A 25,525-nucleotide genomic window follows, 5' to 3' on the forward strand; every position below is an offset into this window, starting at 1 on the left:
GTGCAGTACAGTACAACGCGACCGGCTGGCGGATGTCCAGCCGGAGCGGGCTGACATTAGCCCTGACGCGGATACTCCGCCAGCAGCGCATGAAGCTGCGCGGCCATCAACTCGCCGCGCCAACCGGAGATCAGTTCTGGCTCGCCGTTTTGCGGTTTGAGCTGCCAGTGCCAGTTAAGCAACTGGTTGATCTGGCGGCGTGACGCCAGCAGTTCGGCGCTGACGTTATGCCCGGCGCTCACTCCGGCAATCAGCGCTTTAATATCTTTAAACGCTTTCCGATAGCCGGGCATGTCGATCAGGTTAAGCAGCGGCGCTGGCAGCGCCTCCTCGGGTAACGCCTGCGCTTTGGCAACCAGCGCGAGCAGCGTCTTGCCATGGAAGCGAATTTCACTGCCGGAAAGCCCGAGGCTGTCGAGTTCCCCCATGCTGCCGGGCATATAGCGCGCCACCGACCACAGATGTTCTTCACGCACCACGAAGTTCACCGCCAGATCGCGCTCGCGCGCCTTGCGCAACCGCCAGTCGGCAAGCAGTTGCAGACAGGCCAACTGGCGGGTACGCAGTTGCCAGGCATTGGTGATATCACGCCACGCCTCTTCCGGCGCCAGAATCTCCTGACGACGTTGCTGCATCAGACGGCATTCGTCCAGCGCTGCGGGCAGCCAACCAGCAGCTTCGGTTTCCGCCATCAGTTTTCCGGCGATCGGCAACAGATACCATACGTCCGCCGCCGCATATTCACACTGGCGTTCCGTCAGAGGACGCGCCAGCCAGTCGGTCCGCGATTCGCTTTTGTCGAGCGCCACGCCGCTAAACTCTTCGACCATTGACGCAAAACCCCACGACAGCGGGCGACCGCAGAAAGCCGCCAGAATTTGCGTGTCGATCAGCGGCTGCGGCAGCTCGCCAAAGGCATTCAGAAACACTTCCAGATCTTCACTGCCTGCGTGCAGATATTTCGTGATAGCGGTATCGCGTAAAATCGCCTTCAGCGGCGACCAGTCGGTGATGCCATGCGGATCGATTAGCGCAACATGTTCGCCGTCGAACAACTGGATAAGTCCTAACTGCGGGTAATAGGTGCGCGTACGAACGAATTCGGTATCAAGGGCGATGGCAGGAAACGCGCGAACCGCCTCACAGAGGGTCGCCAGCGCGTCGTCAGTGGTGATCATTTGGTAATTCAAATTGCTTTCTCTTTGTTTTACGCCAAAAAAAACGCCGGATTATCCGGCGCTTGACGTGTTGCTTAACGCTCAGCCTTTATTGTCTACTTTGGCGCGGGCTTCGTCACGCAATTCTCGACGTAAAATTTTTCCGACATTGGATTTTGGCAATTCATCGCGGAACTCCACCAGCTTAGGCACCTTATAGCCGGTTAACTGGCGGCGGCAGAAAGTCACCAGCGCCTCGTCCGTTAATGAAGGATCTTTTTTCACCACGAAAATCTTCACCGCTTCGCCGCTGCTGCCGGACGGCACGCCGACGGCCGCGACCTCCAGGACTCCCGGATGCTGCATCACAACATCTTCGATCTCGTTTGGATAAACGTTGAAACCTGAGACCAGAATCATGTCTTTCTTACGGTCGACAATGCGCAAAAAACCCTCATCGTCCATCACCGCGATATCACCCGTATGCAGCCAGCCGTCCTTGATGATCTCGTCGGTCGCATCCGGACGCTGCCAGTAACCGAGCATCACCTGCGGACCTTTGACGCACAGTTCGCCGGGCTGATCCGGCGGCACTTCGTTATCATCATCGTCCACCAGCTTAGCTTCGGTAGACGGCACCGGCAACCCAATGCTGCCGCTGTGATAGTCAATATCATGCGGGTTCACGCTGACCAGCGGCGCGCATTCGGTCAGGCCATAGCCTTCCAGCAGATACTGCCCGGTCAGTTTCACCCAGCGTTCAGCTACCGCCTGCTGCACCGGCATACCCCCGCCGGCGGAAAGATGCAGGGAGGAGAAATCCAGTTGCTGGAACTCTTTATTATTCAGCAACGCGTTAAACAGGGTGTTCACGCCGGTCATGGCGGTAAACGGGTATTTTGCCAACTCTTTCACCAGCCCCGGAATATCGCGCGGGTTGGTAATGAGCAGGTTCTGCCCGCCCAGTTCGATAAACAGCAGGCAGTTCATGGTCAACGCGAATATGTGGTACAGCGGCAGTGCGGTCACCACCAGCTCTTTCCCCGGATGCAGGAGCGGTCCATAGGTCGCTTTCACCTGCTCAAGGTTAGCCAGCATATTGCGATGGGTGAGCATCGCGCCTTTCGCCACGCCGGTCGTGCCGCCAGTATATTGCAGGAAAGCCAAATCCTCAGACACCACTTCCGGCTTGACGTACTGCATGCGGTAGCCCGCATGTAGCGCGCTGCGAAACGAGATGGCATCCGGCAGATGGTACTTTGGCACCAGACGTTTGATGTATTTGACCACAAAGTTCACCAGCGTCCCTTTTGCCGTCGACAGCTGGTCGCCCATGCGGGTCAGAATAACGTGTTGAACCTGGGTTTTCTCAACCACTTTTTCCAGGGTGTGGGCGAAGTTCGAGACAATGACGATCGCCGCCGCGCCGCTGTCGTTGAGCTGATGCTCCAGCTCGCGCGGCGTGTATAGCGGGTTGACGTTCACCACGATCATCCCGGCACGCAGAATGCCAAACAGCGCGACGGGATACTGCAACAGGTTTGGCATCATTAGCGCGACGCGATCGCCCTTTTTCAGACCCAGCCCTTCCTGCAAATAGGCCGCAAACGCCCTGCTCCGCTCTTCCAGCTTGCGGAAGGTCATCACCTCCCCCATATTAACGAACGCGGGCTGATCGGCGTAACGCGCGACAGCATGCTCAAACAGTTCTACCAGGGATTGATAACGGTCAGGATTGATCTCCGCAGGCACATCCGCGGGATAACGGTTTAACCAAACCTTCTTCACTGCATCACCTCTAAAATGAGTGTTCGTCGTCATCGCAACCCCAGATAATAAACAAGTCGTTAACATAATATTAACTCAGCGTACCAGTTTATTAATTACTCAACGAAAAGGTTGCGAAGCGCGTCACTATTTATTTTTCTTATGACATGACTAACGCAGAAACAGCGGACGTGCCGCTGTTTCTTTTACTGATAATACAAAGGGTTACTCTGTGACTATCGTCTGAACCTGAGCAGGCCCAGGGTTATACCACCCCCAGCCGCCGTAGCCATAGGGCCAGCCTCGTCCGCCATAGAACCAGGGGTCGATAGGCTGCGGCGGCATGACGACCTGTTGAGCGATACGCCAGCGCTTGTAGCCCGTCACGTCCATGGTCATGAAGTTATACGGCGTGTTGCCGACTTTCCCCGCCACGCTGCCGGTGATCGGCCCGACGACCGTCACTAACTGACCGCGAAAATCGACCGGATCAAGAAAGCCGTTCACGTTAGCATAAATACGTCCGCGTGACGGCTCGCCAAGGATCGGGCGCGCGCCGCTGTCCAGCGGGACGGTAGCGATTTCCAGTCGGGTTTTGCCCTGCTGGTTTTGAATATCCACCACCTTACCGCCAAATCGCGCTTCCTGACCAACGTACAGCTGCGGGGCATTCATCACCCGCATCAGATCGTCCTGCGGCGTCGGGCTGGTGCCTTTGATGGCATCCGGAACGGTCACACACCCGCTGAGCATCAGCACGATCGCGCCCGCCAGCAGATTTTTAACAACTTGTTTTTGAACCGCCATACTGCGACTCCTTTTCTCAGCGCACTGCCCCGAAGTTCCAGTGCATTTCCAGGGCATACATACTACTGAGATTCATTCTTTGCCCGGAAGTTTCTTCCAGGCCACGTTGTTACGTAAATAAACCGGTTCGGCGTGTTCAACGGCGACCGTTTTTCCTGCCGCCAACAATTGGCGGGCAACAGGAAGCATGTCTTCCGCTGCGGGCAGCAAAATGCCGCCGTCACGCAGCGCCAGAGCGTTCTGTTTACCAAGATCGGGCCACGCAGGCCAGCCGGTTCCCACGGTGACCCATTCGCCGGCGAGCTGCTGCAGCCGTTCTTCCACCTGCTCCGGTTTGAGCACCGCTTCCGTTTCTTCGCCGTGCCAGAGGCCGTCTTCGTCACGCTGATACTCAGCCCAGTAGACTTCGCCCATGCGCGCGTCAATGGCCGCCAGTACGCGGGTTGCGCCGCTTTTGCGCCAGGCGCCCTGCGCCATTGTCGCCAGCGTGGAGACGCCAATCATCGGCAGTTCCGCCCCCAGGGCCAGCCCCTGCGCAATGCCAATACCAATACGCACGCCGGTAAAACTGCCCGGCCCGCGTCCATAGGCCAGCGCGTCAAGTTCAGTGAGTGAAAGGCCGCTTCGGGTCAGGATGTCCTGCACCATGGGCAGGATACGTTGCGTATGTTCGCGTGGACAAAGCTCAAAATGAGCCGTGAGGGAACCGTCGTTCCACAGAGCGACAGAACAGGCTTCTGTGGCGGTATCGATAGCCAGAATTCGCATGGGTTTTCGTGCTTAGATCAATAAAATGGCCCGCATCTTACCATACTCCAGCGTAAATTACTCCGCTGAAGGCATGGCGAGAAAACGGACCGCGCGGGCGATATCCCGGGTACGCGGCGCGGGCGGCAGACTGGCCAGAAACGTCGCGCCATAGGGACGCATTACCAGCCGGTTGTCGCAAATCACCAGCACGCCGCGATCGTCGGCATCGCGGATCAGGCGGCCTACGCCCTGTTTCAGGGTGATCACCGCATCGGGTAATTGCACCTCGTCAAACGGATCGCCGCCACGCAGTCGACAGTCTTCCATTCGCGCTTTCAGCAGCGGATCGTCCGGCGAGGTAAACGGCAGCTTATCGATAATCACCAACGACAGCGTATCGCCGCGCACATCCACCCCTTCCCAGAAACTGCTGGTCGCCACCAGCAGGGCATTACCGGCGCTGACGAACTGCTGTAACAGCTGGCCTTTACTGGTTTCGCCTTGCAGCAGTACCGGCAGCGTCATGGTCGCGCGAAATTGCTCCGCCAGGTCGCGCATCATGGCGTGAGAAGTACAGAGCATAAAACAGCGCCCATTATTGGCTTCGATGATCGGTCTTAACATTGCCGCCAGTTGGCGCGCCGCGCCTGGCTGGTTGGTTTGCGGCAGATTGCGCGGCACGCACAGCAATGCCTGACGGCTGTAGTCAAATGGGCTGGGCAGCAGCATCGATTCCGCCTGCTCAATACCCAGACGTGCGGTAAAATGGTGGAGGTCGTCGTTCACCGACAGCGTGGCGGAGGTGAAGATCCAACTCCCCGGCTTCTGCTCCATCACCTCTTTGAATTTGTCCGCCACGGTCAACGGGGTCAGCGCAAGGGTAAAATTGCGCGACGTGCATTCGTACCAATAGCTGTAACCGGGTTGATTGATCTCTTTCAGCCGCTTCAGGCGCGCCCGGTAAAGGGTGGCGCGCTCAAAGGCGGCGTCAAGCAGCGCCGAGCGGCCAAGCGACAGCTTCGCCACGTCATAACATAACTCGAGGGTGTCATCGAGCAGTAAAAAGGCACGCTGCACGCGCGGATCTGCCAGCAATTCGCGCAGATTGCCGCGATACCCCGGTTCGCCCAGCTGCAGGCGAAAATCCTGCGCGCTTTGCGCCAGACGGTCGGCACATTTTTGCAACTGCTGGGTGTCTTTCAGCTCGGTACGATAGGCAATGGTAATATCTTTCGCCAGATCCATCAGTTGGCGACTGGAAAGCGATTGTCCGAAATACTGGCTGGCAATGTCCGGAAGCTGGTGGGCTTCGTCGAAAATCATCACTTCCGCCTCCGGGATCAGTTCGCCAAAACCGCTCTCTTTGACCACCATGTCAGCGAGAAACAGATGATGGTTCACCACCACGACATCCGCCTCCATCGCTTTTTTACGCGCTTTTACCACGAAGCAGTCTTTATACAGAGGACAGTCGCTACCGAGGCAGTTATCGTTAGTGCTGGTAACCAACGGCCAGGCCTGGGAATCTTCGGCTACGCTGACGCAGGTACTGATATCGCCATCTTCGGTCTGGTTCGACCAGGAGCGCAGCAGGATCACATCGCTTAAGGTCTGCACCGGCAGGTCTCCCCCCGCCAGCGCCTGTTGCTCCAGGCGTTCGAGGCAAAGATAGTTTGAACGCCCTTTCAGCAGAGCCAGTTTGCCGCTGTACTGTAGCGCTTTTGCTACCGTCGGCAGATCGCGGCTGTACAGCTGATCCTGCAAGGCCTTCGACCCCGTAGAGATAATCACTTTCTTTTTCGCGCGCAATGCTGGCGCGAGGTAGGCGTAGGTTTTCCCCGTCCCCGTCCCGGCTTCCACTACCAGCGGCTGCGCACGTTTAATGGCCTGTGTGACGGCTACCGCCATCTGTCGCTGTGGTTCGCGCGGTTTAAAACCCGGTATCGCTTTAGCCAGCTGACCTTCTGGTGCAAAATCGTCCGTCACACTACCCCCTGTTAATTTGAACAGGGATTATGTCAGGCCGGAGAGTCTTACGCCAGTTGAAGAAATGTCGACGCCCTGACAATATGGCAGTTTGCCCGCGTATGCAGAACGTTAAAGAGGAAGAATGTATGACGATTATTCGTATTGATGCCGAAGACCGCTGGTCCGACGTGGTGATCCACAACAACACGCTGTACTACACCGGCGTGCCGTCGAATCTGGACGCCGATGCGTTTGAACAGACGGCCAATACGCTGGCGCAGATCGACGCCGCCCTGGCGCAGCAGGGCAGCAGCAAGTCACGTATTCTTGATGCAACCATTTTCCTGGCGGATAAAAGCGATTTTGCGGCGATGAACAAAGCCTGGGACGCCTGGGTCGTTGCCGGACACGCCCCGGTGCGCTGCACGGTGCAGGCTGGATTAATGAACCCGAAATATAAAGTTGAGATAAAGATTATCGCGGCGGTCTGAGTCGCTATTCGTCTTCATCGTCAAAACGCGCCACGATCCGTTCGCCGGTATGCGTGGCGCGTAGTTCTTCCGCCACCAGCGCAATCGCCTGACCGCTGCTCATGCCCTGGGACATCAGTTCCTGGATTCGTTCAACCGCTTTCTGTTGCTGCTCGTGGCTGAGTGAAGGTAAACCTGCAAACATCGTCAACTCCTGCTAAATTGTCTGCGCTAATTATTTCATGCAACCCGTCACATAGCCAGTACAGTCAGGATCAATGAAGACGTTATCTCCCGCGATTATTACGCTCCCCTGGCGTCAGGACGCCGCCGAATACTATTTTGCCCCGCTAAGCCATTTACCCTGGGCGATGCTGCTGCATTCCGGCCATGCGAATCATCCGCACAGCCGTTTTGATATCGTGGTGGCCGATCCATGCTGTACGCTCACCACCCACGGCGACGCAACCCAAATCCGCGACGCGAATGGCGTTCGCGACAGCCACGACGATCCGCTGGCGTTGCTGCAAACGGCGCTGGATACGCTGCAGCTTCATCCGTCGCCTGATGACGCGCTTCCGTTTCAGGGCGGCGCGCTGGGATTATTCGGCTACGACCTTGGGCGACGTTTTGAGTCATTGCCGTCTATTGCGCAGCAGGATATTCCTCTTGCGGAAATGGCGATTGGCATTTACGACTGGACGCTGATTGTCGATCATCACCGCCACACGGTGACGCTGCTCAGCCATACCGACGTACAGGCACGCTACGACTGGCTGAAAAGCCAGCGTTCCCCCGCCCGGACGCCGTTTGCGCTGACCTCCGGCTGGCAGTCGAATATGAGCCGCGAACAGTATGGGGAAAAATTCCGTCAGGTGCAGGCGTACCTGCACAGCGGCGATTGTTATCAGGTGAATCTGGCGCAGCGTTTTCAGGCGGCGTATCAGGGGGATGAATGGCTGGCCTTTACGCAGCTTAATCAGGCCAACCGCGCGCCGTTCAGCGCCTTTATACGTCTTGACGAAGGGGCGATTCTGAGCCTGTCGCCGGAACGCTTTATGTTGCTGGATAAGGGCGAAATTCAGACCCGGCCGATCAAGGGAACCCTGCCACGACTGTCGGACGCGCAGGCCGACCGCCAACAGGCGCAAAGACTGGCGCATTCGGCAAAAGATCGCGCCGAAAATCTGATGATCGTCGACCTGATGCGTAATGACATCGGTCGCGTGGCGATTCCCGGCACGGTGAAAGTGCCGGAACTGTTTGTCGTTGAACCGTTTCCGGCGGTGCATCACCTGGTCAGCACCATCACCGCGCAACTGCCCGCGACGCGCCACGCCACGGATCTCCTTCGCGCTGCGTTCCCGGGCGGCTCCATTACCGGCGCGCCAAAAGTGCGGGCGATGGAGATTATCGATGAACTGGAACCCCATCGCCGCAACGCCTGGTGCGGCAGCATCGGCTACCTGAGCGTGTGCGGCAATATGGACACCAGTATTACTATTCGCACCCTCACAGCGGTTAATGGTCAGCTATACTGCTCTGCCGGAGGCGGCATTGTGGCCGATAGCGAGGAACAGGCGGAATATCAGGAAACGTTTGATAAAGTGAACCGTATTTTGCATCAACTGGAGAACTAACCCATGGAAAACACAGGCCTGACGCTGGATGATTTTTTATCACGCTTCCAACTTTTGCGACCGCAGATCAATCGTGCGTCGCTCAATCAGCGCCAGGCTGCGGTTCTCATTCCGGTGGTGCGTCGTCCTCAGCCCGGGCTGCTACTGACCCAGCGTTCCGTGCATCTGCGCAAGCATGCCGGACAGGTGGCCTTTCCCGGCGGCGCGGTAGACAGTACTGATGTGTCGCTTATTGCCGCCGCTCTGCGTGAAGCGCAGGAAGAGGTGGCTATTCCGCCGGAAGTGGTGGAAGTGATTGGCGTTTTGCCGCCCGTGGATAGCGTCACCGGGTACCAGGTGACGCCAGTGGTGGGCGTGATCCCGCCAAACCTACCTTATCGCGCCAGTGAGGATGAGGTATCCGCTGTGTTTGAAATGCCGCTGGCACAGGCGCTGCATCTGGGGCGTTACCATCCGTTGGACGTTTACCGTCGAGGCGATTCTCACCGCGTATGGCTGTCATGGTATGAGCATTATTTCGTCTGGGGTATGACCGCGGGCATCATTCGTGAACTGGCATTGCAGATTGGCGTGAAGCCGTAGGGTTATGGCGCAAGGCCAAACGGAAAATATAGCCTGCGAGCTGAACAGGATATCTGTTACACCGGCAACAGGTTGCATGATGAGACATCCTGCGATCTGAACAGGGTATCTGTCACACCGGCAACAGGTTGCATGATGAGATATCCTGCGATCTGAACAGGATATCTGTCACACCGGCAAAAGGTTGCATGATGAGACATCCTGCGATCTGAACAGGATATCTGTCACACCGGCAACAGGTTGCGTTCACCATACGGGCAGTGCTTCTCTGAACTTTCAGCACCCGTGAACGCGCAAGGGAGGCTCACCGCCGCCTCCCTTGCAACCCAGGCTCCCGGCAGGGAAAATCGCCACTGCGTGGTGCATTCGCCTTTTGCCGTCTGCCTGTCGGGTCGGGGGCGAGCCTGCCTCCCCGCAGGCCGCCCCCTCCGCCCGCTTCCCTGCGGGCGGCCCCGGTCAGCCGTCAACGGCTCATCGATTTTCACGCCGGACCGGATCATCGCTGCCACGCTCTGCTTTTCAGGGGGATGAGTTTCGCTGTGATAAGCAGCTGCCCGCCGCTGCGGAGGTCAGGTGTGGATGGTCCGGCTGAAAATTGCCGACGTATTTCCGTAAGGCCGGGGGAAGCCGCAGGGAGGCGGCTTCAGGAGGTGCGCAGCAGGGACGCTGCGTCACCCCCGACCCGACAGCCTGGAGGAATAAGCGGAGGGCACCGCGAAGCGGCAATTTTCCGACCGGGAGCCGGGATTGTTAAGGGCGTGGCGGAGAACGCCCTTAACACGTTCGCGGGAGACGGGCGCCCTGAGAGGCACAGAACATGGGGCGAACGGAACCCTTCTGCAGGGTTACATGGAGAGATATCCTGTAATCTGAAAGGGTAGCTGTCACACCGGCAACAGGTTGCGTTCCCCATACGGGCAGTGCTTCTCTGAACTTTCAGCACCCGTGAACGCGCAAGGGAGGCTCACCGCCGCCTCCCTTGCAACCCAGGCTCCCGGCAGGGAAAATCGCCGCTGCGGAGGTCAGGTGCCCTGAGAGGCACAGAACATGGGGCGAACGGAACCCTTCTGCGGGGTTACATGGAGAGATATCCTGTAATCTGAAAAGGGTATCTGTTACACCAGCAGGGAAATTACCCCCCTCAAGTCCCGCAAGCTATACTTATCTTTACGCGCAAACAACACAACCTGAAACTCCCGTCACAACATTAGTAAAAACGCGGTTACTCATTAGTTTAATTCATGTGAATAGTTAAGCTGATGCCGACGTTCCCTCTTACACTATGCGCAGTTATTACATCGTTTCTGGAAGTTTCCAGTCACCCTGTCAGGAGTATTATCGTGATTAGTCTATTCGACATGTTTAAGGTGGGGATTGGTCCCTCATCTTCCCATACTGTAGGGCCTATGAAGGCGGGTAAACAGTTCGTCGATGACCTGGTCGAAAAAGGATTACTGGATAGCGTTACCCGTGTTGCCGTCGACGTGTATGGTTCACTGTCGCTCACGGGTAAAGGTCACCACACCGATATCGCCATTATTATGGGCCTGGCAGGCAACGAACCTGCCACCGTAGATATTGACAGCATTCCGGGTTTCATCCGCGATGTTGAAAATCGCGGTCGCCTGCTGCTGGCGCAGGGCCAGCATGAAGTCGATTTCCCGCAAAATGACGGGATGCGTTTTCACAATGGCAACCTGCCGCTGCATGAAAACGGCATGCAGATCCACGCCTACAGCGGGGATAACGTTGTCTACAGCAAAACGTATTATTCTATCGGCGGGGGATTTATCGTCGATGAAGAACATTTCGGTCAGGACGCCGCCGGTGAAGTCAGTGTGCCGTATCCGTTCAAATCGGCTACCGAGCTGCTGGGCTTTTGCAACAGCACCGGTCTGTCGCTTTCAGGGCTGGCCATGCAAAACGAACTGGCGCTGCACAGCAAGAAAGAGATCGAAGACTATTTTGGTCACGTCTGGCAGACCATGCAGGCCTGTATCGATCGCGGGATGAACACCGAAGGCGTGCTGCCGGGGCCGTTACGCGTACCGCGCCGTGCTTCCGCGCTGCGCCGGATGCTGGTTTCCAGCGACAAGCTGTCCAGCGATCCGATGAACGTGATTGACTGGGTGAACATGTTTGCTCTCGCGGTCAACGAAGAAAACGCTGCCGGTGGGCGCGTGGTTACCGCGCCGACAAACGGGGCGTGCGGGATCGTGCCTGCTGTGCTGGCCTATTACGATCACTTTATTGAGTCCGTCAGCCCGGATATCTATACCCGCTACTTCCTGGCGGCCGGGGCGATCGGCGCGCTGTATAAAATGAACGCCTCCATTTCCGGCGCGGAAGTGGGCTGTCAGGGTGAAGTCGGCGTGGCGTGTTCAATGGCTGCCGCCGGCCTGGCGGAGCTGCTGGGCGCCAGTCCGGAGCAGGTATGCGTTGCCGCGGAAATCGGCATGGAGCATAACCTGGGGCTGACCTGCGATCCGGTTGCCGGTCAGGTTCAGGTTCCGTGCATCGAGCGGAACGCCATTGCCTCGGTCAAAGCGATCAACGCTGCGCGGATGGCCATGCGCCGTACCAGCGCGCCCCGCGTCTCGCTGGATAAAGTCATCGAAACGATGTACGAAACCGGTAAAGACATGAACGCGAAATACCGGGAAACCTCTCGCGGCGGTCTGGCGATCAAAGTGCAGTGTGACTAAGCCCGCCCACTCACACGCATAATTTTCCTTTCGCCCATCTGCCACGGATGGGCGAAATTTTTTGCCCTCTCTCGTCGGCCCGCATTTTCCCCACTACACTTGCTCTGTTACGGTTGGCTTTTGTGGCCGACGGTTTTCGGGTGGCCTGCATGCAGACAGCACAACGGATCATAAAAAAATATCGCCGCAGACGTTTTATTCTTTGCACGCTTTGTGCGCTGGCGACACTCATTCTGACGCTGAGCGTTCGATTTATTTCGGAGCGGAATTTAAATCAGCAGCGCACCGCCACCTTTGCCTCCCGCGCGGTGGCCTCACTGGATGAGATCCTCCGTCCCCTGCAAAACGGACGCGACAATCTGCTGCCTTTAATTGGGCTTCCCTGCGCCTCGGCGCACCTGCCTTTACGTAAAGAGGTCGCCCGGCTGCAAACGGTACGGGCTATCACGCTGGTGCGAAACGGCGTGCTGTATTGCTCCAGCGTGCTTGGCCTGCGCGATGTTCCGATCCGCCAGCTTCAGCCCGATCTCCCAGCTGCGGATGCCAGGCTGTTGCTTTCCACAGACGCGGTACTTATTGCTGGCACCCCTATTCTGATCCAGTGGTATCCCGCTTCGCCCGATGGCAAAGACGGCCTGCTGGAGGTGATAAACATCGACCTGCTCATCTCTTTATTGCTGGAGCCGCGAAAACCGCAAATTACCCACGCCAGTCTGACGGTCGGCAACCGCCATCTCCTTTACGGTAAGGGTGTCGTCGCTACTCTGCCTCCTCTCGATGGAGATGAGCGCTATCAACGTCACTCGCAGCACTTTCCCTTTACCATCAGCGTCACCGGCCCGGGTGCAGAGGCGCTGGCGTTGAGGACGTTACCGACCCAGTTGCCGCTGGCTCTCCTGCTAAGCCTGCTGGTGGGGTATCTCATGTGGCTGGTCACCGCCAACCGGGTGAGTTTCTCCTGGGAAATTAACCTCGCCATCGCCCAGCGGGAGTTTGAACTGTTCTGCCAGCCGCTACTGGACGCGCACACGCAGCAGTGTACAGGGGTGGAAATCTTGCTGCGCTGGAATAACCCCCGTCAGGGCTGGATCTCACCGGACGTGTTTATTCCTATCGCGGAAGAACATCATCTCATCGCGCCGTTGACCCGGTATGTGATAGCGGAAACCATTCGGCAACGGCATTTTTTCCCGATGAGCCACCAGTTTCATATCGGCATCAACGTTGCCGCCAGCCACTTTCATAAGGGTGAGTTACTGAGAGATCTGGACCAGTACTGGTTCAGCGCACAGCCTGTGCAGCAACTGGTTATTGAACTGACGGAACGCGATGCCCTGCGGGATGTGGACTATCGCACCGTTCGCGAAATGCAGCGCCAGCATATCAAACTGGCGATCGATGATTTCGGCACCGGTAATAGCTCGCTGTCATGGCTGGAAAAGCTGCGCCCGGACGTGCTGAAAATTGATAAGTCGTTCACCCATGCCATTGGCACCGACGCCGTTAACTCGACGGTGACCGACATTATTATCGCCCTCGGGCAACGACTGAACATTGAACTGGTCGCGGAAGGAGTGGAAACGCAGGAACAGGCGCAGTATTTGCGCCGTCATGGCGTGCAGTTGCTGCAAGGCTATCTTTATGCGAAACCCATGCCGCTGCGTGATTTTCCGCAGTGGCTGGCGGGAAGCCTGCCGCCTCCCGCCAGGCATAACGGGCGCATGACGCCCGTGATACCGCTGCGCTAGAGGCGATTACTCCTCTTCGTCGTGCGCAGGTTGCTCTTTAACAATTCGCACCAGATCCACGCGATAGTCGTTAGCGTCGACAATGGTAATGCTGAGCGGGGCGACCTCAACCACCTCTCCAACATGGGGGATGTGTCCCTTCGCAGCAATCACCAGACCGGCCACCGTCGCGATATCTTCATCCTCATTAACCAAATTGTCCACCGCCAGCGCCTGTTGCAACGCGTGGAGATCGGTGCCGCCTTTCACTAACCAGCCGTTACCGTCAGCGGTGATTTCCGGCGTTTCGTCAGCATCCGGGAACTCTCCGGCGATAGCTTCCAGCACGTCCAGCGGCGTCACCAGCCCCTGTACGACGCCAAACTCGTTGGTGACGATCACAAAACTGCCGCGGGCGCGGCGCAGTACGCCGAGCAGGTTGATAGGATCCAGCGTTTCCGGGACCACTATCGCAGGCGAAGCCGAGGCGATCGCCGCCACGTCAACGCCCTCTTCCAGCGCCACCAACAATTCTTTCGCCCGCACGATACCAATGATCTCATCCAGTTCGCCACGGCACACCGGGAACAGGCTATGCGGCGAAGAAAGCAGTTGCTCGCGAATTTCATTCACGCTCAGGTTCGCATCCACCCAACTGATTTCCCCGCGCGGCGTCATGATACCGCGCAGCGAGCGCTGGGCCAGGGTCAGGACGCCGTTAATCATATAGCGTTCTTCTTCCGCAAATGCGCCTTCCGGAATGGGCACCGCTGTCTGGCTGTCCGGCTCATGGGCCACGGCAGCCTGGCGTTTACCGCCCATCAAACGCAGGATGGCGTCGGCGGTACGGGCGCGCAGCGGTAACGTTGACTGATGGCGAATGAAGTTGCGACGCGCAATCTGATTAAACACCTCAATGATGATCGAGAAACCAATCGCCGCATACAGATACCCTTTCGGTATATGGAAACCAAAACCTTCCGCCACGAGGCTCAGACCGATCATCAGCAGGAAGCTGAGACAGAGCACCACCACCGTTGGGTGCTGGTTGACGAAACGGGTCAGCGGCTTCGACGCCAGCAGCATTACCGCCATGGCGATCACCACGGCCGCCATCATCACCGGCAGATGGTTCACCATACCGACCGCGGTAATCACCGCATCAAGTGAGAACACGGCGTCAAGAATAACGATCTGCGTGACCACCACCCAGAAACTGGCGTAGCCTTTTCCATGCCCTGAATCGTGCTCACGGTTTTCCAGCCGTTCATGCAGTTCTGTTGTCGCCTTGAACAGCAGGAATATCCCCCCCAGCAGCATAATCAGGTCGCGGCCAGAGAAGGTGAAATCCATAACGGAGAACAGCGGTTTGGTCAGGGTCACCATCCAGGAAATGATGGACAGTAGCGCCAGGCGCATAATCAGCGCGAGCGATAAACCGATAAGGCGCGCTTTGTCACGCTGCTTTGGCGGCAGCTTATCCGCAAGAATTGCAATAAAGACCAGGTTATCGATACCCAGAACAATTTCAAGAACGACGAGCGTGAGCAAACCCGCCCAAATTGAAGGGTCCATTAAGAATTCCATGACAAGCTCCTGCTTAAGGAATGGTTAACAGGCGATACGGCAATATGCAGACGAAAAGTGTGACACGAAATGCCAGACTGGCAGGCGCGTTGCGGCCTGAAAGTGAAATGACGTCGGTGACGATCCATATAGCGGGCTGGTGCCCTATACTCCTGATAAGTTAAACGGACGTTAAACATAACAGAGAGAATGCATTTTTGGCAAAGATTTACCTTCCTTTGCAAAGAAATGTAACGGGGATATTTTACTCTACGAAATTTCTCATCGGCGAAAGCTAAATTACGGATCTTCATCACATAAAATATTTTTTTCGATATCTAAAATAATTCACGAAACTCATTGCTTTTTCATTGTAACCCTTATCTGAATCGATTCGATTGCGGACGACGATTCAAATACATCTTACTGAATGATGTGTTAACGATAATAAAGGAGGTAGCAAGTGACCATTGCTATTGTGATAGGCACACATGGTTGGGCTGCAGAGCAGTTACTCAAAACAGCAGAGATGTTGTTAGGCGAGCAGGAAAACGTCGGCTGGATCGATTTCGTTCCTGGTGAAAACGCTGAGACACTGATCGAAAAGTACAACGCTCAGCTAGCAAAACTCGACACCAGCAGCGGCGTGCTGTTTCTCGTCGATACGTGGGGTGGCAGTCCGTTTAACGCTGCCAGCCGCATTGTCGTCGACAAAGAGCATTACGAAGTGATCGCTGGCGTCAATATTCCTATGCTGGTTGAAACCTTTATGGCGCGAGACGACAACCCGAGCTTTGACGAGCTGGTGCAGCTTGCTGTCGAAACCGGTCGCGAAGGCGTGAAAGCGCTGAAAGCGAAACCGGTTGAAACGGCGGCGCCTGCGCCTGTCGCCGCTGCGCCTAAAGCGGCGGCCCCCGCGAAGCCGATGGGACCGAATGATTATATGGTGATTGGCCTTGCGCGCATCGATGACCGTTTAATCCACGGTCAGGTGGCGACCCGCTGGACTAAAGAAACGAACGTGACCCGCATTATCGTCGTCAGCGACGAAGTGGCTGCGGATACCGTGCGTAAAACACTGTTAACTCAGGTCGCACCGCCCGGCGTGACGGCCCATGTGGTTGACGTCGCCAAGATGATTCGCGTTTACAACAACCCGAAATATGCCGGCGAGCGTGTGATGCTGCTGTTCACTAACCCGACCGACGTCGAACGCATTGTGGAAGGCGGCGTGAAGATCACCTCTGTCAACATTGGCGGTATGGCTTTCCGTCAGGGTAAAACCCAGGTGAACAACGCAATCTCCGTCGATGCGAAAGATATCGAAGCCTTCAATAAACTCAACGCGCGCGGTATTGAACTTGAAGCGCGGAAAGTTTCCACCGATCCAAAACTGAAAATGATGGATTTGATCGCCAAAGTGGGCAAGTAACCACCGGCATTTAATTAGCTTTCACACATATGTCTGTATAGCAATAGGAGAAGTACAATGGAGATTACCACTCTTCAGATTGTGCTGGTGTTCATCGTCGCATGTATCGCGGGTATGGAGTCGGTACTTGATGAATTTCAGTTCCACCGCCCACTGGTGGCCTGTACGCTCATTGGCGCCGTTCTCGGGGATATGAAAACCGGTATTATCATCGGTGGTACCCTGGAAATGATCGCGCTGGGCTGGATGAACATCGGTGCTGCGGTCGCACCGGATGCCGCACTGGCCTCTATTATCTCGACCGTTCTGGTTATCGCGGGCCATCAAAGCATTGGCGCCGGTATTGCGCTGGCGATCCCGCTGGCCGCGGCAGGCCAGGTGCTGACCATTATCGTTCGTACCATCACTGTCGCATTCCAGCACGCTGCGGATAAAGCCGCGGAAAGCGGCAACCTGACGGCTCTCTCCTGGCTACACGTTTCCTCCCTGTTCCTGCAGGCGATGCGTATCGCTATCCCGGCGGTGATCGTGGCGATCTCCGTAGGCACCAGCGAAGTTCAGGGCATGCTGAACGCGATTCCGGAAGTGGTGACAGGCGGTCTGAACATCGCCGGCGGCATGATTGTGGTCGTCGGTTACGCGATGGTCATCAATATGATGCGCGCAGGCTATCTGATGCCGTTCTTCTACCTCGGCTTCGTCACTGCGGCGTTTACTAACTTCAACCTGGTTGCTCTGGGTGTGATTGGCGCGGTCATGGCCATCCTCTACATTCAGTTGAGCCCGAAATATAACCGTGTCGCAGGTGCGCCAGTACAGGCCGCGGGTAACAACGATCTCGATAACGAACTGGACTAACAGGTGAACGAAATGGTTGATATGACTAAAACTACCACCGAGAAAAAACTCACTCAGAGTGACATTCGTGGCGTGTTCATCCGTTCTAACCTGTTTCAGGGTTCATGGAACTTCGAACGTATGCAGGCGCTGGGTTTCTGCTTCTCCATGGTACCGGCCATTCGCCGTCTGTATCCGGAGAACAACGATGCGCGTAAGCAGGCCATCAAACGTCACCTGGAATTCTTTAATACCCATCCGTACGTTGCCGCACCGGTTCTCGGCGTCACGCTGGCGATGGAAGAACAGCGCGCCAACGGCGCAGAGATTGACGATGGCGCGATCAACGGTATCAAAGTCGGTCTGATGGGACCGCTGGCGGGCGTCGGCGACCCGATTTTCTGGGGTACCGTACGTCCGGTATTCGCGGCATTAGGCGCCGGGATCGCGATGAGCGGTAGCCTGCTTGGTCCGCTGCTGTTCTTCATTCTGTTTAACCTGGTGCGCCTGGCGACCCGCTACTACGGCGTGGCCTACGGTTACCGTAAAGGCGTCGATATCGTTAAGGATATGGGCGGCGGCTTCCTGCAAAAACTGACTGAGGGGGCGTCAATCCTCGGCCTGTTTGTCATGGGGGCGTTGGTGAACAAGTGGACGCACGTCAATATTCCACTGGTGGTTTCCACGATCACCGGTCAGGACGGACAGACCCGCGTCACCACTGTTCAGACCATCCTCGACCAGTTGATGCCGGGCCTGGTGCCGCTGCTGCTGACCTTCGCCTGTATGTGGCTGCTGCGTAAGAAAGTTAACCCGCTGTGGATTATCGTTGGCTTCTTCGTCATCGGTATCGCAGGTTACGCCGTCGGCCTGCTGGGCCAGTAAGACTGTTGTACACTACCGGGGCCAAACGGCCCCGTTTTTATTTTCTCTGGAGGACAGATGTCGATCACGGACCTGGTGCTGGTTTTCTTTATCGCCGCGTTACTGGCATACGCGATTTACGATCAGTTCATCATGCCCCGCCGCAACGGCCCCACTCTGCTTGCTATCCCCCTGCTGCGTCGGGGACGCGTGGACAGCGTTATTTTCATCGGTTTACTCGCCATTCTGATCTACAACAACGTCACCAGCCATGGGGCAATTCTGACCACCTGGTTATTATGTGCGCTGGCGTTGATGGGCTTTTATATTTTCTGGATCCGTGCGCCCAGGATCATCTTCAAGCAGCAAGGCTTTTTCTTCGCCAATGTGTGGATAGAATATAACCGGATTAAAGAGATGAATTTATCGGAAGATGGCGTTCTGGTGATGCAATTAGAGCAACGGCGCTTACTCATTCGCGTTCGGAATATCGATGACCTCGAAAAAATATATAAACTTCTTGTTTCTTCTCAGTGAGTTACAGTTATATCCTGAGCAATGTTTAACTGTTTTTTCGGAAACCTAAACATAGCTCAGGCTATATATCCGCTTCGGAAATGTTATTTATTTTAACGTTTTTTCAATAATTAAAGACAAATGAAAATCGTTTGCAATTAGAAGTCAAATAATATTTTCCCGCAGTTGTTTTATATTCTCAAAATATGTTAAGGTTGCGCCGTCATTGGGGAGTAGCCGATTTCCAGACTCCGGAAATGTACGTGTCAACATACTCGTTGCAAAACGTGGCGCGTACGGACTCATCATCAGTTGAGTCAGGCGAGACCATAGGCGCATCAACTGCTGTGCAGGCCACAGAACGTTGTTCCGGCATGCATGTTTACTGGGGGCAGTGGTGTGTTTTATGGAAACCCCGGTCAGGACGCTGTCATGAATATCACCGCCACAATTATTCTCGCTTTCGGCATGTCAATGGATGCATTTGCCGCATCCATTGGTAAAGGCGCCACGCTGCACAAACCTAAATTTTCTGAAGCCCTGCGCACGGGACTGATTTTCGGCGCGGTCGAAACCCTGACGCCGCTGATCGGCTGGGGGCTGGGGATACTGGCAAGTAAGTTCGTGCTGGAGTGGAACCACTGGATCGCCTTTATCCTGCTGGTTTTTCTTGGCGGCAGGATGATGATTGAAGGCATTCGCGGCGGTAACGACGAGGATGAAGAACCCCTGCGCCGTCATGGCTTCTGGTTGTTGGTGACCACCGCCATCGCCACCAGCCTCGACGCGATGGCCGTTGGCGTAGGTCTGGCATTCCTGCAGGTCAATATCATTGCCACCGCGCTGGCTATCGGCTGCGCGACCCTGATCATGTCAACGTCGGGTATGATGGTCGGCCGTTTTATCGGACCCCTGCTCGGTAAACGGGCCGAAATACTTGGCGGGTTGGTCCTGATTGGCATTGGCGTCCAGATCCTCTGGACGCACTTTCACGGTTAAGCCGCGCGTTGCCAGATGTGCAGACTAAAGTCCGTCTGGCAATCAAAGGTCTCTCTGTCGGCCAGCGCCGTCCACACTTCCGCTTTCGCCCGCCAGGCGAATGGCGTCATCTGCAACAACGCCACCGCCGCCTGCCCACTCAGGGACATGGGGTAAGCGAGAGAAACCGACTCGACTAAAGTGAATCCTTCCAGCTGTTCCGCATGCGGCGCATGAAGGCGCACGTCATCATAGATCAGCCCTTTCAGCTCCATTAAATGACGCGGCCCTGGCGTAGCGGTGATCACCCATCCGCCGGGTTTAACCACCCGCGCCAGTTCGGCGGCCTTACACGGTGCGTAAATCCTGACAATGGCGTTCAGGCTGGCGTCGGCAAACGGCAGGCGATGGCTGGATGCCACACAAAACGTGACCTGCGGATAGCGTTTTGCGGCGGCTTTAATGGCCACCTTCGCGACGTCCAGTCCATAAAGAGTAGCCGCAGGGAGAGCGTCAGCAAAGGCATGGGTGTAGTACCCCTCCCCGCAGCCGATATCCAGAATCGATGGGGCCGGAACGTCCAGACGCCCACAGAGTTGCGCCACCACGGCGTCACGCAGCGGTTGGTAATGCCCCGCGTCCAGAAAAGCGCGTCGCGCCTGCATCATTTCGGCACTGTCACCCGGATCGCGTGAACGTTTGTGTTGTACCGGCAGCAGATTCACATACCCCTCTTTCGCCACGTCAAACTGATGACGCTGTGGACAGAGATAGCTGTTCTTCACCTGTTTAAGCGGCAGGTGACATAGGGGGCAGGAAAACGACATAGTAACTCCGGCAGGCTGCTAAAGGGCGCAAGTGTAGCGCGATTTGCGCCCCGGGAGAATATGTCACCACGTGGTCTCAGGCGCCTGCGCGCCATGCATTACCAGCAGATGACTGGAATCGGCAGGCATGCCGTCCGGTTTTACATTTTCCAGACGCAGCACATCCCCCATTATCTGGCTGAAAACGGGCGCGGACACCGCACCGCCATAATACGAACCGTTTTGCGGATCGTTGATCACCACCACCAGCGCAAATTTCGGCGCGCTTGCTGGCGCGACACCGGCGGTATAGGCCACATATTTATCAACATATTTCCCGTCAGCGCCAATCTTCTTGGCGGTACCGGTTTTCACCGCCACCCGGTAATCCCGTACGGCGGCCTTCGTCCCGCCGCCTCCCGGCAAGGCGACGCTTTCCATCATATGCTCTACCTGCTTAACCAGCGCTTGAGGCATTACTCGTTTTCCCATCACCGGCGGGTCTATGCGGGTAATAGAGAGTGGTCGGTAGATACCGAAACTGCCAATCGTGGCGTAAACGTGCGCCAGTTGTAACGGTGTGACCATCAGCCCGTAGCCAAAGGCAAACGTCGCCCGATCGAGATCGCTCCAGTAGCGGCGCTGCGGCATCAGCCCGCGACTTTCGCCGGTAAGTCCCAGCCCTGTCGGTTGACCGAAGCCAAAGTTTTTATAGGTATCGATCAGCCTCTGAACCGGCATCGCCAATGATAAATGCGACACGCCGGTATCACTCGACTTCTGTAAAATACCGGTCAGCGTAAGCTCCGGGTAAAATCCTACGTCGCGTATGCGATGTCCATCGAGGGTAAACGGATGGGTATCAATGACACTGTCCGGCTGCACTATGTCCTGCTGCAACGCCGTCATAATGACCAGCGGCTTCACCGTCGACCCCGGCTCAAAGGTGTCGCTGATGGCACGATTACGGAAATCATCCAGCACCGCGCCGTCACGATTGTTCGGGTTAAAGTCCGGGTAGTTCGCCATCGCCAGCACCTCGCCGGTGGCAATGCTCACTAAAATAGCGGCCCCCGACTCCGCTTTGTTCCAGGTGACGGCGTTATCCAGCGCGTCTTCCGTTACGGTTTGCAACCGCTCATCGATACTGAGCTGCAAATTGTGCGCCGGGACTGGACTGACTTCAGTAATGTTCTCAATCACATGACCAAACTTATCTTTTCGCACCAGGCGCGACCCCGGTTTGCCCATCAGCTGCGCGTTAAAACTTTTCTCCACGCCTTCGATGCCCTGGCCGTCGATATTGGTAAAGCCGATGAGATTCGCCGCGACGTGACCTGCGGGATAAAAACGACGGGATTCTTCGCGCAAATTGATCCCTGGCAGATTAAGCTTATCGATCCACTGCGCCTGCTGCGGCGAGACCTGACGGGCGAGATAAAGAAAGCGGCTGGACGGATCGCGATTGACCCGGGCCGCCAGCGTACTCAGCGAAAGATGCAGCATTTTTGCCAGCGCCTGCCAGCGTTCGTTATATCCTACCCCACCCTTGCCGATCAGCGTTTTCGGATCCGCCCAGACGGCGTTGACCGGAACGCTGACCGCCAGCGGACGACCTTCCCGGTCGGTTATCATCCCGCGCGGCGAAGCCGTGGTCACATGGCGTAACGAACGCATATCTTCTTGTTTTACCAGCGTGTCGGGCGTCACAATTTGTAGCCATGCCACCCGCCCCAGCAGCAGCCCAAGACTGAGCAATATGGCGAGACAGAGGAGCGCGAAGCGCGCTGGCGTGAAGTTTCTCGCCGCCCCTTCATTTTTCTTTTTCACCTGTACTCCGGCTTTCATTCTTTTCAGGTGATTGATTTAACGAGAAATCCGGCAGGAAAGCGGGGGGAACAATGCTAATAATGTCGCGGCTTTGCAACAAACCACTAACGGATGAGGGTTTTGAAATATTTTGAAGGATTATGAATTAAAAAGCCCCGCATTCGCGAGGCTTTAAATCTGAGTGTGATGCGCGCGAGCGCTTCAAATCAGTGGTGTCGATCAGATAGCGGTTACGTTAACAGCAGCCGGGCCTTTCTGGCCGTCCTGAATTTCGAACTCAACGTTCTGGCCTTCAGCCAGAGTTTTGAAGCCATTACCCTGGATAGCGGAGAAGTGTACAAACACATCTTTGCTGCCGTCTGCCGGAGTAATAAAGCCAAAACCTTTAGACTCGTTGAACCACTTAACTTGACCTTTAATCTTTGCCATTTGCAAAATTCCTTAGAGTGTTTTCTTTGCCCGCAGGCATTACCTAGATGAAACTGAGACATTACTGCATGAGGCACTAATATAAGGTTCGGCAGAGAAGCGGTATTCAACGACAACGTGTTTACTCAGGACTTCTTTACTGAAAATGCCACACATAAACAGAACTGTACCTCGTTTAACCCAAAACGTGTTATCACATACAACGTTAATTATGGCAAGCCATTTTTAAACGTGTCTCGATCCGTCGCACAAATCTCACGAGACGATAAGGTGTATCTGCACAGTTATGCGTCAACACGCGTATCGTTATATTCCCACGGCGTTCCAGCACCTTCGCCGGATCGGTTGCGCAACAAGGACTTGTTAACCATAGACCAGGAGTTTCAGAACCGCCAGCTTATCCCCGATCATTTTGTTGGTTTACGGCGTTTTCACAAATTCTGCTTTGTTATGCATAAATTGTTTCAACGCAAAAATGTCGGGTTGCATAAATTCCAAAACATTTTACCCTGCCGGGTTTTCTTCTCTTCTTATGCACTAATTTAATGAAAGAATGATGACAATGCACAAAAAAAGGGAGAGAAACGTTTCGATAAAAATAAAAACGATCGTTATCACATAACGAAAACCAACGCGTTATTCCCGGTTAAGAAAATATAATACCGAGACAGCGCACGATAACAGTTTAATAGAACGAGGAAAAAGGGATATAACGAAGCGGTGGGGAATGCACAAATAAAGTGCGCCTGCAAAAGCGACATGCAGGAGTGACGCGATGGCAGGCAACGTCACTCCCGTTCTTACCGCTGGATTAACGCTCTGCAACAAGACGGATGATGCCATCATCCTCTTTTGCGTCGTTCACTGCTTTTGGCGCTTCCGTGGTTTTCTCCGGTTCGTTGGCTTCACAGAGGCGGCGCAGCAATGCATTTTGCCGCTTCTGTTGTTCCAGTAACGCTTCAAGCAGTTCTATCTGCTCGTTTGTTCGAGAACTGGCGCGGTTAACGAAGAACCACAGCACCAGACCGACAACCAGAACCCCCACCGATACAATCAATGACGCAAAATTGAGCACGCCAGAATTTACAACTTCGTTCATTTCACCACCTCACAATAGACGCGCTATTCTACCACCGCGCCAGAGGAAGGAAATCAACGGATGCGAAAATGGCATCACCAGGGGATAAATTTATTGATGGCGCAAATTCCATTGAAGAATTGAACATCCTGATCGCACATGAGGTTGAACACCTGAGCCCACAGCAGCAGGCACACGAGTACAACAACGACCAGAATGACCCATCGAAACTTTTTCACTCCACTCTCCGCTTCAACACCTTATGGCGCTAAATTACCATGCGCTACTTAAACCGGGGCTAACTGTAGCGACAATAGCATCTTTTAGGAATCATTCACTTGTTTCAATAGTTGTAGCCGTTAAGCTCAGTCTCACCAACAAAAGAAAAGAGGTCATAATGCGTTTGATTGTTCGCGCTATTGTTTTGCTTGCGCTGGTCTGGATTGGCCTGTTACTGAGTGGGTATGGTGTGCTGATAGGCAGCCAGGAGAACGCAGCCGGATTGGGCCTGCAGTGTAAATACTTAACGGCCCGCGGCACGGCGACTGCGCAATATATTCATTCTGATAGCGGCATCATTGGTTTAACGAACTGCCCGCTGCTACGCAAAAGCGCAGTGGTGGTGGATAATAATTAATCTTCTGCCGAAGCGGGAGAGGAAGCAAATAAGAAATACAGGAACGATTTGCCCCTGTATTTCTTGTCACGCCTCGCGTTGCGTTAACGCGTCATCTCATTCCGTAGATTGTCAAAACGGATAGTCGTTATAGCCCATTTGTTCAGAGATTTTACGTGCGGCGGTATGCAGCATTTCAACATACTCGTGCAAGCGTTCTTCAGAGAAACGTAGGGTCGGGAAAGAAATGCTGAGACCCGCGATCACTACGCCAAAACGGTCGAATACCGGCACCCCGATGCAGCGCAATCCTTCTTCCTGTTCTTCATTGTCTTCGCCGTAGCCCTGCTCGCGCACCTTATCCAGCAGCGGCAGCAACGCTTCCGTGGTGGTGATGGTACGTTCGGTGCTGCGTTTATACTCAACGCCGTCAAGAATTTGCTTCACTTCCTCACGGTCGCGCCAGGCCAGCAGGACTTTACCAATCGCGGTACTGTACAGCGGGTTACGGCGGCCAATTCGGGAGTACATGCGCAGATTGTACATGGAGTCGATTTTATGGATGTAAACGATGCTGTCTTCATCCAGCGCCCCCAGGTGCACCGTCTCTTTGGTCAGACGGGAAAGTTCTCGCATCTGGATATCGGCGCTGCGGATAAGATCGACGTTTTGCAACGCACGCGCGCCCAGTTCAAACAGTTTGAGCGTCAGAGAATACTTCTCTGATTCGCCTTCCTGCGCCACATAGCCCAGGGTTTTCATGGTCTGCAAAAAGCGATAAACGGTGCTCTTTGACATCATGACGCGCTGAGACAGCTCGGTAATTCCTATTTCACGCTCTTCTCCCAGCGCCTGCAAAATGCCAAAAACCTTTAGCACGGAAGATACAGAATCGGGCTGTTTATCCAGATCTGCGTTAGCCATTTATCACCTCATTACGAGTGTTTTATAAAAATCAGAACGAGTTTTTATTATAATTTCAGCGCCAGGCGGCCGCAAT

Annotated in this window: 26 protein-coding genes and 1 riboswitch; of the genes, 11 read left to right on the top strand and 15 right to left on the bottom strand. The window is 55.2% G+C overall.

Going from position 1 to position 25,525, the window contains the following annotated elements:
• Positions 1-56: 56 nt before the first annotated feature.
• The 5 genes from rnd to yoaA all read right to left on the bottom strand — a co-directional run bounded on the left by rnd (position 57) and on the right by yoaA (position 6,467).
• Positions 57-1,190, bottom strand: a complete 1,134-nt coding sequence (rnd, locus tag JY391_RS12925; protein ID WP_181821466.1) for a ribonuclease D — start codon at positions 1,188-1,190, stop codon at positions 57-59.
• A 69-nt stretch (positions 1,191-1,259) separates the two neighbouring features.
• Positions 1,260-2,945: a long-chain-fatty-acid--CoA ligase FadD gene (fadD, locus tag JY391_RS12930; protein ID WP_060569607.1), complete on the bottom strand. Its 1,686-nt coding sequence runs from the start codon at positions 2,943-2,945 to the stop codon at positions 1,260-1,262.
• 204 nt (positions 2,946-3,149) lie between these two features.
• Positions 3,150-3,731 (bottom strand): Slp family lipoprotein, encoded by a 582-nt coding sequence (locus JY391_RS12935; protein ID WP_060569606.1) that lies wholly within the window; start codon positions 3,729-3,731, stop codon positions 3,150-3,152.
• Positions 3,732-3,803: 72 nt separating this feature from the next.
• Positions 3,804-4,499: a tRNA (adenosine(37)-N6)-threonylcarbamoyltransferase complex dimerization subunit type 1 TsaB gene (gene tsaB, locus JY391_RS12940; RefSeq protein WP_042287721.1), complete on the bottom strand. Its 696-nt coding sequence runs from the start codon at positions 4,497-4,499 to the stop codon at positions 3,804-3,806.
• A 57-nt stretch (positions 4,500-4,556) separates the two neighbouring features.
• Positions 4,557-6,467, bottom strand: a complete 1,911-nt coding sequence (yoaA, locus tag JY391_RS12945; RefSeq protein WP_200033016.1) for a DNA repair helicase YoaA — start codon at positions 6,465-6,467, stop codon at positions 4,557-4,559.
• A 128-nt stretch (positions 6,468-6,595) separates the two neighbouring features.
• Here yoaA and JY391_RS12950 point away from each other — a divergent pair, with 128 nt between their 5' ends.
• Positions 6,596-6,940: a RidA family protein gene (locus JY391_RS12950; RefSeq protein ID WP_060569604.1), complete on the top strand. Its 345-nt coding sequence runs from the start codon at positions 6,596-6,598 to the stop codon at positions 6,938-6,940.
• Positions 6,941-6,944: 4 nt separating this feature from the next.
• Here JY391_RS12950 and JY391_RS12955 read toward each other — a convergent pair whose 3' ends face one another.
• On the bottom strand, positions 6,945-7,124 hold the full coding sequence (locus JY391_RS12955) for a YoaH family protein (RefSeq protein WP_042287725.1): 180 nt from the start codon (positions 7,122-7,124) through the stop codon (positions 6,945-6,947).
• 73 nt (positions 7,125-7,197) lie between these two features.
• Between JY391_RS12955 and pabB the strand changes: the two genes are divergently transcribed.
• The 4 genes from pabB to pdeD all read left to right on the top strand — a co-directional run bounded on the left by pabB (position 7,198) and on the right by pdeD (position 13,594).
• Complete coding sequence (gene pabB, locus JY391_RS12960; protein ID WP_211934420.1) at positions 7,198-8,559, top strand: aminodeoxychorismate synthase component 1; 1,362 nt, start codon at positions 7,198-7,200, stop codon at positions 8,557-8,559.
• Between the two features lie 3 nt (positions 8,560-8,562).
• Positions 8,563-9,141: a CoA pyrophosphatase gene (locus tag JY391_RS12965; RefSeq protein WP_042287729.1), complete on the top strand. Its 579-nt coding sequence runs from the start codon at positions 8,563-8,565 to the stop codon at positions 9,139-9,141.
• Positions 9,142-10,481: 1,340 nt separating this feature from the next.
• Positions 10,482-11,846, top strand: coding sequence for an L-serine ammonia-lyase (gene sdaA, locus JY391_RS12970; RefSeq protein ID WP_042287775.1), 1,365 nt, complete (start codon positions 10,482-10,484; stop codon positions 11,844-11,846).
• Positions 11,847-11,995: 149 nt separating this feature from the next.
• Positions 11,996-13,594, top strand: a complete 1,599-nt coding sequence (gene pdeD / locus JY391_RS12975; RefSeq protein ID WP_211934421.1) for a cyclic di-3',5'-guanosine monophosphate phosphodiesterase PdeD — start codon at positions 11,996-11,998, stop codon at positions 13,592-13,594.
• Between the two features lie 6 nt (positions 13,595-13,600).
• On the opposite strand, the gene yoaE is transcribed toward pdeD, so the two are convergent.
• Together yoaE and JY391_RS23990 are read right to left on the bottom strand one after the other, a co-directional pair.
• Entirely contained in the window at positions 13,601-15,160 is a 1,560-nt protein-coding gene (gene yoaE, locus JY391_RS12980; protein WP_042287780.1) for a CNNM family cation transport protein YoaE, read from the bottom strand.
• The gene (locus JY391_RS23990) at positions 15,148-15,453 is read right to left on the bottom strand and encodes a protein YoaL (protein ID WP_373322609.1); all 306 of its coding nucleotides are present in this window, start codon (positions 15,451-15,453) and stop codon (positions 15,148-15,150) included. The genes yoaE and JY391_RS23990 overlap by 13 nt, the downstream gene beginning before the upstream one ends.
• Positions 15,454-15,602: 149 nt before the next feature.
• Between JY391_RS23990 and manX the strand changes: the two genes are divergently transcribed.
• The 5 genes from manX to mntP all read left to right on the top strand — a co-directional run bounded on the left by manX (position 15,603) and on the right by mntP (position 19,787).
• Positions 15,603-16,571: a PTS mannose transporter subunit IIAB gene (gene manX / locus JY391_RS12985; protein ID WP_060569601.1), complete on the top strand. Its 969-nt coding sequence runs from the start codon at positions 15,603-15,605 to the stop codon at positions 16,569-16,571.
• Between the two features lie 57 nt (positions 16,572-16,628).
• Positions 16,629-17,429: a PTS mannose/fructose/sorbose transporter subunit IIC gene (locus JY391_RS12990; RefSeq protein ID WP_042287787.1), complete on the top strand. Its 801-nt coding sequence runs from the start codon at positions 16,629-16,631 to the stop codon at positions 17,427-17,429.
• 12 nt (positions 17,430-17,441) lie between these two features.
• Entirely contained in the window at positions 17,442-18,293 is an 852-nt protein-coding gene (locus tag JY391_RS12995; protein ID WP_024132703.1) for a PTS mannose transporter subunit IID, read from the top strand.
• A 57-nt stretch (positions 18,294-18,350) separates the two neighbouring features.
• On the top strand, positions 18,351-18,809 hold the full coding sequence (locus JY391_RS13000) for a DUF986 family protein (RefSeq protein ID WP_042287791.1): 459 nt from the start codon (positions 18,351-18,353) through the stop codon (positions 18,807-18,809).
• Between the two features lie 195 nt (positions 18,810-19,004).
• A riboswitch (yybP-ykoY riboswitch) is annotated at positions 19,005-19,107 on the top strand.
• Between the two features lie 113 nt (positions 19,108-19,220).
• Positions 19,221-19,787: a manganese efflux pump MntP gene (gene mntP / locus JY391_RS13005; protein WP_211934422.1), complete on the top strand. Its 567-nt coding sequence runs from the start codon at positions 19,221-19,223 to the stop codon at positions 19,785-19,787.
• On the opposite strand, the gene rlmA is transcribed toward mntP, so the two are convergent.
• The 6 genes from rlmA to mgrB all read right to left on the bottom strand — a co-directional run bounded on the left by rlmA (position 19,784) and on the right by mgrB (position 24,148).
• Entirely contained in the window at positions 19,784-20,593 is an 810-nt protein-coding gene (rlmA, locus tag JY391_RS13010; RefSeq protein WP_042287796.1) for a 23S rRNA (guanine(745)-N(1))-methyltransferase, read from the bottom strand. The two genes, mntP and rlmA, sit on opposite strands and share 4 nt — an antisense overlap.
• A 63-nt stretch (positions 20,594-20,656) precedes the next feature.
• Positions 20,657-22,402, bottom strand: coding sequence for a peptidoglycan DD-transpeptidase FtsI2/PBP3(PARA) (gene ftsI2, locus JY391_RS13015; protein ID WP_211934423.1), 1,746 nt, complete (start codon positions 22,400-22,402; stop codon positions 20,657-20,659).
• A 219-nt stretch (positions 22,403-22,621) separates the two neighbouring features.
• Complete coding sequence (cspE, locus tag JY391_RS13020; RefSeq protein ID WP_001062678.1) at positions 22,622-22,831, bottom strand: transcription antiterminator/RNA stability regulator CspE; 210 nt, start codon at positions 22,829-22,831, stop codon at positions 22,622-22,624.
• Positions 22,832-22,870: 39 nt separating this feature from the next.
• Positions 22,871-22,987, bottom strand: coding sequence for a DUF2627 domain-containing protein (locus tag JY391_RS13025; protein WP_042287799.1), 117 nt, complete (start codon positions 22,985-22,987; stop codon positions 22,871-22,873).
• 655 nt (positions 22,988-23,642) lie between these two features.
• On the bottom strand, positions 23,643-23,930 hold the full coding sequence (locus tag JY391_RS13030) for a YebO family protein (protein WP_042287801.1): 288 nt from the start codon (positions 23,928-23,930) through the stop codon (positions 23,643-23,645).
• A 74-nt stretch (positions 23,931-24,004) separates the two neighbouring features.
• Positions 24,005-24,148: a PhoP/PhoQ regulatory lipoprotein MgrB gene (gene mgrB / locus JY391_RS13035; RefSeq protein WP_042287804.1), complete on the bottom strand. Its 144-nt coding sequence runs from the start codon at positions 24,146-24,148 to the stop codon at positions 24,005-24,007.
• 158 nt (positions 24,149-24,306) lie between these two features.
• On the opposite strand from mgrB, the gene JY391_RS13040 reads away from it, so the two are divergent.
• Positions 24,307-24,546, top strand: a complete 240-nt coding sequence (locus JY391_RS13040) for a YobH family protein (RefSeq protein ID WP_042287807.1) — start codon at positions 24,307-24,309, stop codon at positions 24,544-24,546.
• Between the two features lie 111 nt (positions 24,547-24,657).
• Here JY391_RS13040 and kdgR read toward each other — a convergent pair whose 3' ends face one another.
• Entirely contained in the window at positions 24,658-25,449 is a 792-nt protein-coding gene (kdgR, locus tag JY391_RS13045; protein ID WP_042287810.1) for a DNA-binding transcriptional regulator KdgR, read from the bottom strand.
• Between the last annotated feature and the right edge of the window lie 76 nt (positions 25,450-25,525).

This window comes from Citrobacter sedlakii (assembly GCF_018128425.1).
In the GTDB taxonomy this organism is placed as follows: Bacteria; Pseudomonadota; Gammaproteobacteria; order Enterobacterales; family Enterobacteriaceae; genus Citrobacter_A; species Citrobacter_A sedlakii.

Bases quoted from the DNA above. Each gene is read 5' to 3' on its own strand.
- mntP (WP_211934422.1), top strand. From the start codon at position 19,221: ATGAATATCACCGCCACAATTATTCTCGCTTTCGGCATGTCAATGGAT.
- pdeD (WP_211934421.1), top strand. From the start codon at position 11,996: ATGCAGACAGCACAACGGATCATAAAAAAATATCGCCGCAGACGTTTT.
- JY391_RS13000 (WP_042287791.1), top strand. From the start codon at position 18,351: ATGTCGATCACGGACCTGGTGCTGGTTTTCTTTATCGCCGCGTTACTG.
- pabB (WP_211934420.1), top strand. From the start codon at position 7,198: ATGAAGACGTTATCTCCCGCGATTATTACGCTCCCCTGGCGTCAGGAC.
- rlmA (WP_042287796.1), bottom strand. From the start codon at position 20,593: ATGTCGTTTTCCTGCCCCCTATGTCACCTGCCGCTTAAACAGGTGAAG.
- JY391_RS12965 (WP_042287729.1), top strand. From the start codon at position 8,563: ATGGAAAACACAGGCCTGACGCTGGATGATTTTTTATCACGCTTCCAA.
- JY391_RS12935 (WP_060569606.1), bottom strand. From the start codon at position 3,731: ATGGCGGTTCAAAAACAAGTTGTTAAAAATCTGCTGGCGGGCGCGATC.
- JY391_RS12995 (WP_024132703.1), top strand. From the start codon at position 17,442: ATGGTTGATATGACTAAAACTACCACCGAGAAAAAACTCACTCAGAGT.
- kdgR (WP_042287810.1), bottom strand. From the start codon at position 25,449: ATGGCTAACGCAGATCTGGATAAACAGCCCGATTCTGTATCTTCCGTG.
- JY391_RS23990 (WP_373322609.1), bottom strand. From the start codon at position 15,453: ATGAAGATCCGTAATTTAGCTTTCGCCGATGAGAAATTTCGTAGAGTA.
- JY391_RS12990 (WP_042287787.1), top strand. From the start codon at position 16,629: ATGGAGATTACCACTCTTCAGATTGTGCTGGTGTTCATCGTCGCATGT.
- cspE (WP_001062678.1), bottom strand. From the start codon at position 22,831: ATGGCAAAGATTAAAGGTCAAGTTAAGTGGTTCAACGAGTCTAAAGGT.
- JY391_RS12950 (WP_060569604.1), top strand. From the start codon at position 6,596: ATGACGATTATTCGTATTGATGCCGAAGACCGCTGGTCCGACGTGGTG.
- tsaB (WP_042287721.1), bottom strand. From the start codon at position 4,499: ATGCGAATTCTGGCTATCGATACCGCCACAGAAGCCTGTTCTGTCGCT.
- yoaE (WP_042287780.1), bottom strand. From the start codon at position 15,160: ATGGAATTCTTAATGGACCCTTCAATTTGGGCGGGTTTGCTCACGCTC.
- JY391_RS13040 (WP_042287807.1), top strand. From the start codon at position 24,307: ATGCGTTTGATTGTTCGCGCTATTGTTTTGCTTGCGCTGGTCTGGATT.
- JY391_RS13030 (WP_042287801.1), bottom strand. From the start codon at position 23,930: ATGAACGAAGTTGTAAATTCTGGCGTGCTCAATTTTGCGTCATTGATT.
- JY391_RS12955 (WP_042287725.1), bottom strand. From the start codon at position 7,124: ATGTTTGCAGGTTTACCTTCACTCAGCCACGAGCAGCAACAGAAAGCG.
- JY391_RS13025 (WP_042287799.1), bottom strand. From the start codon at position 22,987: ATGTGTGGCATTTTCAGTAAAGAAGTCCTGAGTAAACACGTTGTCGTT.